This window comes from Thioalkalivibrio halophilus (genome assembly GCF_001995255.1).
GTDB lineage: Bacteria > Pseudomonadota > Gammaproteobacteria > Ectothiorhodospirales > Ectothiorhodospiraceae > Thioalkalivibrio > Thioalkalivibrio halophilus.
In genome coordinates, this window is record NZ_MUZR01000002.1 from 122335 (window position 1) to 133264 (window position 10930).

Annotated in this window: 11 protein-coding genes and 1 tRNA gene; 3 read left to right on the forward strand and 9 right to left on the reverse strand. The window is 65.4% G+C overall.

The features are described from left to right. Positions 1-58 precede the first annotated feature (58 nt). The gene (locus tag B1A74_RS00655; RefSeq protein WP_077243475.1) at positions 59-775 is read left to right on the forward strand and encodes a flagellar brake protein; all 717 of its coding nucleotides are present in this window, start codon (positions 59-61) and stop codon (positions 773-775) included. A 71-nt stretch (positions 776-846) separates the two neighbouring features. Here B1A74_RS00655 and B1A74_RS00660 read toward each other — a convergent pair. The 7 genes from B1A74_RS00660 to B1A74_RS00690 all read right to left on the reverse strand — a co-directional run bounded on the left by B1A74_RS00660 (position 847) and on the right by B1A74_RS00690 (position 7563). Continuing rightward, positions 847-937, reverse strand: a tRNA-Ser gene (locus B1A74_RS00660). 111 nt (positions 938-1048) lie between these two features. Next, positions 1049-1252, reverse strand: coding sequence for a carbon storage regulator CsrA (csrA, locus tag B1A74_RS00665; protein ID WP_018945702.1), 204 nt, complete (start codon positions 1250-1252; stop codon positions 1049-1051). A 62-nt stretch (positions 1253-1314) separates the two neighbouring features. Continuing rightward, complete coding sequence (locus tag B1A74_RS00670; protein WP_018945701.1) at positions 1315-2568, reverse strand: aspartate kinase; 1254 nt, start codon at positions 2566-2568, stop codon at positions 1315-1317. Between the two features lie 91 nt (positions 2569-2659). Further along, entirely contained in the window at positions 2660-5275 is a 2616-nt protein-coding gene (gene alaS, locus B1A74_RS00675; RefSeq protein ID WP_077243476.1) for an alanine--tRNA ligase, read from the reverse strand. A gap of 262 nt (positions 5276-5537) precedes the next feature. Beyond that, positions 5538-6032 (reverse strand): regulatory protein RecX, encoded by a 495-nt coding sequence (locus tag B1A74_RS00680; RefSeq protein WP_018945699.1) that lies wholly within the window; start codon positions 6030-6032, stop codon positions 5538-5540. Continuing rightward, on the reverse strand, positions 6013-7065 hold the full coding sequence (recA, locus tag B1A74_RS00685; protein ID WP_018945698.1) for a recombinase RecA: 1053 nt from the start codon (positions 7063-7065) through the stop codon (positions 6013-6015). The genes B1A74_RS00680 and recA overlap by 20 nt, the downstream gene beginning before the upstream one ends. A gap of 165 nt (positions 7066-7230) precedes the next feature. Next, the gene (locus tag B1A74_RS00690; RefSeq protein WP_077243477.1) at positions 7231-7563 is read right to left on the reverse strand and encodes a hypothetical protein; all 333 of its coding nucleotides are present in this window, start codon (positions 7561-7563) and stop codon (positions 7231-7233) included. A gap of 332 nt (positions 7564-7895) precedes the next feature. Here B1A74_RS00690 and B1A74_RS00695 point away from each other — a divergent pair, with 332 nt between their 5' ends. Next, positions 7896-8690, forward strand: a complete 795-nt coding sequence (locus B1A74_RS00695) for a hypothetical protein (protein ID WP_077243478.1) — start codon at positions 7896-7898, stop codon at positions 8688-8690. Between the two features lie 179 nt (positions 8691-8869). After that, positions 8870-9517, forward strand: a complete 648-nt coding sequence (locus B1A74_RS00700) for an ERCC4 domain-containing protein (RefSeq protein ID WP_018870950.1) — start codon at positions 8870-8872, stop codon at positions 9515-9517. 52 nt (positions 9518-9569) lie between these two features. Here the strand turns inward: B1A74_RS00700 and B1A74_RS00705 are convergent, their stop codons facing one another. After that, the gene (locus B1A74_RS00705) at positions 9570-10253 is read right to left on the reverse strand and encodes a hypothetical protein (RefSeq protein ID WP_018945693.1); all 684 of its coding nucleotides are present in this window, start codon (positions 10251-10253) and stop codon (positions 9570-9572) included. 413 nt (positions 10254-10666) lie between these two features. Then, positions 10667-10930, reverse strand: a 264-nt coding sequence (locus tag B1A74_RS00715; protein ID WP_143592217.1) for an IS30 family transposase, incomplete at its 5' end; no start/stop codon positions are given.

The following is a 10930-nucleotide window of genomic DNA, read 5'->3' on the forward strand; positions in this document are numbered from 1 at the left end:
GTGAACTCCGTCACAGGGTGTATGATGCGCGAACCCACTTCGGACGCGACGTGCCCTCATGGATGACAACGATTATACCGTCGACACCCCGGAACGCATCGGCCAGATCCTGCGCGACCTGGACCATGGCCTGACCCTGGTCAGTATCCGCCTGGAAGAAAGCGGCCCGCTGCACACCTCGGCGCTGATCCGTCTGGATGCCGACGCGCGGCGTCTCTACCTCGACCAGCTGCAACCTCCCTCCCTGCACCAGCGGATCCGACCCGGCCAGCCCCTGCGCGTATTCGCGACCCTGCGCGGCGTGGCCGTGCGGTTTACCACCGAGGTCCGCCAGATCGTGAGCGAATCGCCGGGGGATCTCTACGAATGCCCGTATCCCGCCGAACTGCAATACCTGCAGCGTCGGGAAACCTTCCGCGTTCATATCCCCCTGAGCAATCGCCCGACCCTGCAGATCCAGGGCGAGATGCACGAAGAACCGATCGAGGGATCGGTGGTGGACCTTTCGGCCGAAGGGATGTGCGTGGAACTGCCGAATGAAGTGCTGCAGGACATCCCCTATGGAAGCCGACTGGAGTTCACCAATTTGATGCTCCCGGACGTGCAGGAAAGGGTCTCCGGCGCGGCCAGGCTGGCCAACTCGCGCCCTTCCACTCGCAAAGGCCACTCGTATGCCGGCTGCGCGATCATCGAGATGTCGGCCCGCCTGGAACGTGCCATCAACGTCGCCCTGCTGTTCTATCAGCGTGAGGAACGCCGCCGCGCGATGAACTGACTGACCCCGGCTTCCGTGCCCACAAAAAAGGCCCGCACGAGCATCACTTGCCGTGCGGGCCTTTTGCGTTCTGGCGGAGAGTGAGGGATTCGAACCCTCGATGGGCTTTTGACCCATACTCCCTTAGCAGGGGAGCGCCTTCAACCACTCGGCCAACTCTCCGTAACTGCGGTGCAGAGGATACGGATTCACGCCGCGGAATGAAAGCCCGCGCGGCCCCGAATTGATGATTTTACCTTCATTCGGGCCGCGCGGAGATCGCAGCGTCGAACGTCACTCGTTCCCGCGATTGTCGTCGGAGCCGTGTTCCGAATCTTCGTCCTGAATCCGCTGAAAGATCTCTTCGCGATGAACCGCCACGTCCGGGGGCGCATTGATGCCGATCCGGACCTGGTTGCCCTTCACACCCAGAACGGTGACGGAGACGTCATCGCCGATCATGAGGGTCTCCCCCACCCGACGCGTCAGTATGAGCATGCTTTTCTCCACAGTACCTGTGTCGGACGAGGTCGGTCGCCCGGAATCCGTTGATTGAGTCGTCACCCCTGCTGCTCCTTTGGTAGACCGGCTGGCTCCTCTTCGAGTTCAAAGGCATCGTGCAGCGCACGCACCGCCAGTTCGAGGTATTTTTCGTCCACGACCACCGAGATCTTGATCTCCGACGTCGAGATCATCCGGATGTTGATGTTTTCCCGCGACAGGGCCTCGAACATCCGGCTGGCAATACCCGCATGCGACCGCATGCCGACACCCACGACCGAGATCTTGACGATATGGACGTCGCCGGAGACCTCGCGGGCGCCCAGTTCGTCCGCTGCCCCCTGCAGCAGCTCCAGCGCCTTCTCGTAGTCGTTGCGATGCACGGTGAAGGTGAAATCGGTCGTGCGGCCGTCCTCGCCAACGTTCTGCACGATCATGTCCACCTCGATGTTGGCATCCGCCACCGGCCCGAGGATGCGATGCGCGACCCCGGGCTGGTCCGGCACGCCGCCCACCGTCAGCTGCGCTTCGTTCTGATTGAACGCGATTCCCGCGACCAGCGCCTGTTCCACCGCTGCATCCTCCTCCGTGGTGATGAGTGTCCCGGGCCCCTCGCCAAACGACGAAAGGACACGTAAGGGGACGTTATACTTGCCCGCAAATTCCACTGCCCGGATCTGTAGCACCTTCGAACCGAGGCTCGCCATCTCCAGCATCTCCTCGAAGGTCACTCGTTCGAGGCGCCGGGCCTGGGGCACCAGTCGCGGATCGGTGGTGTAGACTCCGTCCACATCCGTATAGATGCGACATTCGTCCGCTTTCAAGGCCGCGGCCAGCGCCACCGCCGTGGTGTCGGAGCCACCACGCCCCAGGGTCGTGATCGCCCCGTCCTCGTCCACGCCCTGGAAGCCGGCCACGACCACGATGCGGCCGGCCTCCAGGTCATCACGCACGCGGGCGTCGTCGATACTGCGGATCCGCGCCTTGTTGTAGGCGCTATCGGTCCGGATGGTCACCTGGGCACCGGTATAGGAGCGCGCCGGACAGCCTTTCGCCTCCAGTGCCATCGCCAGCAGGGCGATGGTGACCTGCTCCCCGGTGGACAGCAGGACATCCAGCTCGCGCCCGTCGACCCGCGGGTTGAGTTCGTTCGCCAGCCCCAGCAGGCGATCGGTCTCGCCGCTCATCGCGGACACCACGATCACCAGCTGATGGCCCTCCTCGCGCAGATGGAGCGCGCGTTCGGCCACCGCCCGGATGCGTTCGGTCGTCCCGACCGAGGTGCCGCCAAATTTCAGTACCAGCAACGCCATTGCAGAATCCCTGTCCGGCCCGAAGGCGGCGCATTAAACACGAAATCGGGTTGCATCCAAAGCAAACCCGCCCTTCCAATCCGGAATTTGGTCAGCCCAGCAATTCGCGAACGGTGTCCTCCACCGAGGCCAGCGCCGCGTCGAGTTTCTCGGGGCTCTGCCCGCCGGCCATGGCCATGTCCGGCCGGCCACCGCCCTTGCCGTCGACCTGAGCGGCCACGCGGCCCACCACATCCCCGGCGCGGATCCGGCCGGTTTCCTCCTTGGTGACCCCGGCGACCAGCGAGACCTTGCCTTCCTCGGTGGCGGTGCCCAGCACCACCACGGCACGGCCGAGCTTCTGTTTGAGCTGATCGACCATGTCGCGCAGGGCCTTGGGCTCCACGCCCTCCACCGGGGCCGCCAGAACCTTGAGCCCGTCGACCTCCACCGCACGGCTGGAGAGGTCGTCGCCGGCCTGGCTGGCGAGCTTGCCCTTCAGGCGCTCGATCTCCTTCTCCAGCTCGCGATTGCGCTCCTGCAGCTGGCGCACCTTGTCCGGGGCGTCGGCGCGGCCGGCCCGCAGGCGGTCCGCCACCGCATCCAGATGGCCCAGCTGCTGGTCCATCCAGCGCAGGGCCACCTCGCCGGCCACCGCCTCGATGCGGCGGATCCCGGCGGCGACCCCGCCTTCGACGGTAATCCGGAACGGCCCGATGTCGCCGGTGCGCTCCACGTGGGTGCCACCGCACAGCTCGACCGAGGAACCGATCTTCAGCACCCGCACCTCGTCGCCGTATTTCTCCCCGAACAGGGCCACGGCACCCGACTCCATGGCCGAGTCGATGTCCATGATGCGGGTGTCGGTGGCCTCGTTCGCCAGGATCTCGGCGTTGACCTGATCCTCGATCGATTTCAGCTGCTCGGCCGTCAGCGGCTCCATGTGGGTGAAGTCGAACCGCAGGCGCTCGGAATCCACCAGCGAGCCCTTCTGCTGAACGTGGTCGCCCAGCTGGTCGCGCAGGGCCTTGTGCAGCAGATGCGTGGCCGAATGATGGCGCTTGATGGCCTCGCGCCGCGGCCCCTCCACCGAGCCGGACAGGGTCTGGCCGACCTCCAGGGTACCGGCGCGGACCTGACCCACATGCAGATGCGCCGCGGCCTGCTTGCGGGTGTCCTGCACCTGGAAGCGGACGCCGGAGCCCGACAGGGTGCCGATGTCGCCCACCTGGCCGCCGGACTCGGCGTAGAACGGCGTGCGGTCGAGCACCACGATGCCCTCTTCGCCAACCTCCAGGCGGTCCACGGCCTCGCCCTCGCGGAACAGCGCCACCACGCGGCCCTCGCCCTCCAGGTATTCATAGCCGCAGAACTCGGTCGTGTGGTCTTCCAGCCCCGGCAGATTGCCGGTATCCATGCTGAAGCGGGAGGCGGCCCGCGCCCGTTCGCGCTGCTTCTCCATCTCCGCCTCGAAACCGGCCATGTCCAGTTCCAGGCCACGTTCGCGCGCGATGTCGCCGGTCAGGTCCACCGGGAAGCCGTAGGTGTCGTAGAGCAGGAAGATGGTCTCGCCCGGGATCACCCGTCCCTGCAGATCCTTGAGGTCCTCCTCGAGGATCTTCATGCCGTGGTCCAGGGTTTCGAGGAACTTGCGCTCCTCCTTCTCCAGGACCTTCTCCACCTGCTCGCCGGCCTTGACCAGCTCTGGGTAGGCCTCGCCCATGGTGTCGATCAGCGGGCGCACCAGACGGTAGAGGAACGCATCCTCGGAGCCGATCTGGAAGCCATGACGCGCCGCGCGCCGGATGATGCGCCGCAACACGTAGCCGCGCCCCTCGTTGGAGGGCAGCACGCCATCGGTAATAAGGAAAGCAATCGACCGGATATGGTCCGCGATCACGCGCAGCGAGGCGGAATCGGCTTCCTGCGCGCCGGTCACCCGCCGCGCCGCGGCGATGAGATCCTGGAACAGGTCGATCTCGTAGTTGGAATGCACGCCCTGCAGCACGGCCGACAGGCGCTCCAGCCCCATGCCGGTATCCACCGACGGACTGGGCAGCGGATTCAGCGTGCCGTCCGCGTCGCGGTCGTACTGCATGAACACCAGGTTCCAGACCTCGATGTAACGATCGCCATCTTCATCCGGCGAACCGGGCGGTCCGCCCGCCACTTCCGGACCGTGGTCATAGAAGATCTCGGTGCAGGGACCGCAGGGCCCGGTGTCGCCCATCTGCCAGAAGTTGTCCGAGCCACCGTCCGGATCGTCGCCGATGCGAATGATGCGTTCGGCCGGGACCTTGATCTCGTTGGCCCAGACGTTGTAGGCGTCGTCATCGGTCTCGTAGACCGTGACCCACAGCCGCTCCGGCGTCAGGCCGAGGACATCCGTCAGAAAATCCCAGGCGTAGTGGATCGCGTCGCGCTTGAAGTAGTCGCCAAAGGAGAAGTTGCCCAGCATCTCGAAAAACGTGTGGTGCCGGGCGGTGTAGCCCACGTTCTCCAGGTCGTTGTGCTTGCCGCCGGCGCGCACACAGCGCTGGCTGGTCGCCGCGCGGCTGTACGGGCGCTTCTCGCGGCCGAGGAACACATCCTTGAACTGGACCATCCCCGCGTTGGTGAACAGCAGGGTGGGATCGTTGGCAGGCACCAGCGGGCTGGACGGCACCACGGTGTGGTCGTGCTGCGCAAAGAAATCGAGGAAACTCCGGCGTATGTCGGCGCTCTTCATGCGTGTCCGGTCGGGTATGGGGTCAAAAGCGGAATCGTATCACGCTCGCCCCCGACCCGCGTATTGCCGCCCGCAGCCTCGGGCCATGCTGCAGGAGCGCAGCCCCCTGCGCGATGGGGCGTTGGTGATGCCCAATCGGCCAGGCGGCTGGCCTCCTACAGCATGACCCGAGACCCCGGAACCGCAGGAGCCCAGCCCCTGGCCGATGGGGCATTATTGACGTCGAATCGGCCAGGGGGGCTGGCCTCCTGCGTCCTGCGTCCTATGGGGTCTCGTCCTTCCAGGCGGCCAGCGCCCGGTGGGCGACATCGCCGGGGAAGCCGCGACCGGCCAGGTGACGCAGCATGCGGGCCTCGTCCTCGCGGGCCGCGGGGGGATGACGGAAATGGCGTTCGAGCTGGCCGCGGGCCTGTTCGACCCAGTCGACCTCCAGCGCCTCGATGGCGAGGCTCACGGTGTCGCCATCGATCCCGTTGTGCGCGAGCTCGGCGCGGATGCGCTGTTCGCCGTACCCCTGGCCGACCCGGTGGCGCGCCATGGACTCGGCGTAACGGGTCTCGTTGAGGTAGTCCAGTTCGCGCGCACGCTCCAGCGCGGCATCCACCGCGTCCCGTTCGAAGCCGCGCTCCGCCAGCTTGCGCGCCAGCTCCTGCGCGGCGTGTTCGCGCCGTACCAGGAGCTTGAGTCCGGCCTCCAGGGCCGCCTCGGGATCGGCCGGGTCGACCGGCGCCCCGCCCTTACGACGGGCTTTCGGCATCCTCGACCGCCGCCTCGGCGTCTTCGTCCGTCCCCTTGCCGCCGGCCGACGGCAGATAACGCTCGCGCAGGTTGCGTTCGAGCTCCTCGGCCTTGTCCGGGTTGTCCTTCAGGAACTGCCGGGCATTCTCCTTGCCCTGCCCGATACGTTCGCCGTTGTAGCTGTACCAGGCCCCGGCCTTGTCGATCAGGCCTTCCTTCACGCCCATCTCGATCAGCTCACCCACGCGCGAGATCCCCTCGCCGTACAGGATCTCGAAATGCGCCTCCTTGAACGGCGGCGCCATCTTGTTCTTCACCACCTTCACGCGGGTCTCGTTGCCGATCACCTCGTCGCCCTTCTTGATCGCACCGATGCGGCGGATATCCATGCGCACCGAGGAATAGAACTTGAGCGCGTTGCCGCCGGTGGTGGTTTCCGGGCTGCCGAACATCACGCCGATCTTCATGCGGATCTGGTTGATGAACACCACCAGCGTGTTCGAACGCTTGATGTTGGCCGTTAGCTTGCGCAGCGCCTGCGACATCAGGCGCGCCTGCAGACCGACGTGCGAATCGCCCATCTCGCCCTCGATCTCGGCCTTGGGTGTCAGCGCCGCCACCGAGTCGACGATCACCACGTCCACCGCGCCGGAGCGCACCAGCATGTCGGCGATCTCCAGGGCCTGCTCGCCGGTATCCGGCTGCGAGACCAGCAGATCGTCCACGTTCACGCCCAGCTTCTCCGCATAGGTCGGGTCCAGCGCATGCTCGGCGTCCACGAACGCCGCCGTACCGCCGGCCTTCTGCGCCTCGGCCACCACCTGCAGGGTCAGGGTCGTCTTGCCCGAGGATTCCGGCCCGTAGACTTCGACCACGCGCCCGCGCGGCACGCCGCCAATGCCCAGCGCCACGTCCAGCGCCAGCGAACCGGTGGAGATCGAGGGCACATCCACCGCCTGGCGGTCCCCCATGCGCATCACGGCACCCTTGCCGAACTGTTTCTCGATCTGACCCAGCGCGGCCGTCAGGGCCTTCTTGCGATTCTCGTCCACGGTTTGCCTCCGGAATGGATAATGCTCGGGCGGTTAGGTGCGGGAGTATCCCACAGGCGGGGGGCGGACCCAAAGACACCCGGACTCGATCCCGGGCCCGCAACCTGTCGACATCCCCGAATGTGCACAGCCCGTATCGACGCAGGCCTCGCACGGGCGTCCCAGTCAGCCGCGAGGCTTTCCAGCTGCAGCGCCTTCGCTACGGCCGGTCATCGCTTCCAGTTGCTCCGTCAACCGGACGTCGATGGCTTCCAGCTCGACGCGCAGGGACTTCAGGGCGTCCTCGTCGCCGCCGGATCGCTCCAGCTCCGCCAGCCGGTTGGCGACGTCGTCCCGCTCCTTCATGGCCGCATGGATCGCGTCTACCTGGCGGCTTTGCGCCTCCCATTCGGCCTGCTCGACCTCGGCACGCCGGAGCAGACGGTGCCGTTGCCACACCCACAGCACTACCAGCAGCACTAACACGCCGCCGATCAACATGTGGATATTGATGTTCATCAACGCTCCTCCCCGATATCCATATCACACAACCTCTTCCATTACAGGGGCTTTCTACCGCAGCCTCCTCCGAACCTCAAGCACCGTCGGCAGCCGCGGAAGATGGCGCGCGACAGTGTTGCTGCCGGAGGCGAATCCGACCGAGTGCCCGAACAAACCCCGGGGCTTCCGAATTTCGGGTGAAATCACCAAAAACCGGCAGGCAACATCGCCCCCTCCAAACGGAGGTTTCTCCGTCCGGCTGACATCCGGTTTCATTGGTCGGTCGATGGTGCGGTTCACGCCACGCCCCGACGCACATGCTCAGGCCAGCCACAAGGAGAAGCGAAACCGTGGGTAACCAACTGGTATTCAAGAACTGGGGCACCCCGCTCATGGGGCTCTTCGTGCTCGTGATGAGCGTGATCTTCCTGACCACGTTCGGCCGCAGCACGCATCTCGCCTGCGGGGCGGAGGAGCGCTACTGCGAACTCACCCGATCGGCCCCGTTCGGCATCCATGAATCCACCGAGGGCCGCTACCCCCTGGAAGAGATCCAGCAGGCCACACTGGGCGAGAGTCGGAACAGCGACGGCGACCGCACCTACTCCGCCAACCTGCAGCTGGACGACGGCTCGGTGGATATCCTGGGCTACAGCCGGAGCGGCCGATCGGGCGTTCAATCCATCGTGGACGAGGTCAACACCGGCCTCGACGATGTCCGTCAGGGCGGAGACTTCCACATGAGCCACCAGGTCACGTTCGGCCTGTGGATGCCCCTGGCGATGGGCGTGCTGGGTCTCTACCTGCTGCTGTTCCAGCGCAATGTGGTGGCCCTGTGGCTGCCGCCCGGAGTTAACCAGCTACAGGTCGCCGAACGGCGCTGGTGGCAGCCGGGGAGCCCCGGCAAGATCCGCGACATCCCCTTGCAGGACATCAGCCGGGTGGCCGTAGAGACGACCTGGTCGAGGTCACAGCGTTCCGGCCATAGCAAACCCGCGCACAGGCCGGTCATCTATCTGAAATCCGGGGAATCCATCCCCCTCACGCGAACGCGCAGATCAGGCCAGGGCGCCTTCCGCCGGCAAGAGCAAGTACGCCGCTTCCTCGAACAGGGCGGTGCATCGCTGGACGACGAGCCCGCGTAACCGGGGTGAGGATTCGATCGGTGGCCCGGACAGAACCGCTCGGGCAGCTCGGGCAGGAACACCGGGGAGGGCAACGAACCGGCGCCCTCCCCGGTGGTATCCGAGACTGCATGAGGGATTGCGAGTTACCCCCTGCGCTCCGCCTAGACTGCGTGCGGGTCACACAACCGGAGTCCCCAATGGAAAATCTTCATCTGCCGATCCGCGTCGACAAGCGCGAAAAGGGCAAGATCATCCAGCGCATCGAAGAGCTGGAGGGCGTGGAACTGGAATTCACCGATCTGGACGTGGGCGATTACGTCTTGCCCAACGGCGTCGTGATCGAACGCAAATCCGCGGCCGACATGGTCCTGAGCGTGGTTGACAAGAGCCTGTGGGAGAACGCCGCGAAGCTGAAGGCCAACTACCGGCAGGTGATCTACATCGTCGAAGGGGACCTGTACGAGCCGCGCTTCTACCAGCAGGCGCTGGACATCCACCGCGCCCTGGCCCACCTGACCATCGCCCTCGGCATCAGCGTGCTGCCCAGCCCCGATGCCGACAACAGCGGCATGCTCATCTACCTGACCGGCCTGAACGCACAGATCGAGCCGGATCCCGTCGACCGTGAGGCCGAGTCCGACAATCGGCGCAAGGTCGCCGAATTCATCCTCAGCGGCCTGCCCGGCGTCGCCGCGGACGAAGCCCGCGACCTGCTGCGCCACGTTGGCAGCGTGCGCGACGTGATCAACGCCGACGCCGCTACCCTCGCCCGGACCGACGTCCTCGACCCCGAACGCGCTGAACGCATCGAGTCCGTCGTCACCTACGGCAGCCGCAAAAGCTGAGCCGGACGAGAGACCAGGGCCGGGACCTTCTCGCACCCGGCCCGACACGCGCTTAATCGCGACGGGAAGGATGACGCTCGCGCTGGATGGACTGCGAAACGACCGGTGCCCCCGGGTCGCCCGAAGCGATGGAACTTACCTTGAGCCACAGAGCCGCGATCTCGTCATCGCCCGGGTCAGCGTCGCGCAGCACGCCCTGGGTGGCAAAGTCCTGCGCCAGATTGACATCGATGACGACCTCGATGAACGGTGCACCCAAGCCGACCGCTTCACGCGGTTCCGGACAGGACCACCTCACACCGCCATTCTGCTGCTCTCCGAGACAACCGTGCTGAACCTGCAACTGGTCCAGCACCGTGGCCGGGCTGTGCGTGCCATCCGGCCCCATCGGGTCGTAGGGTGGCGTCAACGTCATCTCGGCTTCCGGATCCGTCTCCCAGGATCCAGGGGCCTGATCGGCTGGCGACTCCATCGACAGGCAGGAGATGCCCAGGCAGCTCATTGCAGCCGCCGTCTCGTCATCGATCTCGGCACGCGAGACCCGCAAAATCCAGGCCGTGCGCGCCTGAATGGTGTCCAGCACCATGCGATAGGACACATGCGGGTCCGGTTCTTCCCCTGTCTTTTCCCGAGGCAGCGCTTTCATCCTTTGCGGGCCCATGTTGAACCGGTCGATCTGCACGAAGCTGATCGGGGCCGTACAGCCCTTCGGCGGGAAGGACCCCAGCTCATCCATCCCGTAACGGATCCGGTATCGCGCATGGACCTGAGGACCTTCTTCTCCCTCGAGAATCAGAAGCGCACGCGTCATCGGTACAAGGCTGTTCATCGCGCGAACGGTTTCGACATCATCCCCGGCTGCGGTCCCGAGGAGCGATCCTCGATCTGCTTCTCGTCCACCGCCTCATAGCCCTCAACGGCCATGAAGATATCCGCCGGATCCGCCGTGGCAGGCGTCCCCAGAAGCCCCCCTGCCACGGCAATGGCCGCTACCCGCCACCAGGCCGGATACAAAGCGCACTTCGTGCGCGACATCCAATGGGAAAACATCATATATGGTCGCAACCTTCCATCGTCCACCGGTCCCGCGAACACCCCTGATCCCCCTCTTTATACTCCCTGAATTCAACCAATAAGTGCAACGCCACGTCATGCGGCGCGTCGCCGCGATAAGGATTGCTCCAGGACCTCGATCGGAGCCCGGTAGCCGAGCCGCTTGCGCGGTCGAAGGTTGAGCTTGTCTTCGATCTCCTGGATTCGTTCTTCGCTGACATGAGCGAAGTCGGTCCCCTTCGGGAAGTACTCCCGGATCAGACCGTTGGTGTTCTCGTTCGAGCCGCGTTCCCAGCTGTGATACGGCCGAGCGAAGTACACGGGGCAGGCGAGCTTCGCGCTCACCTGCTCGTGGGCCGC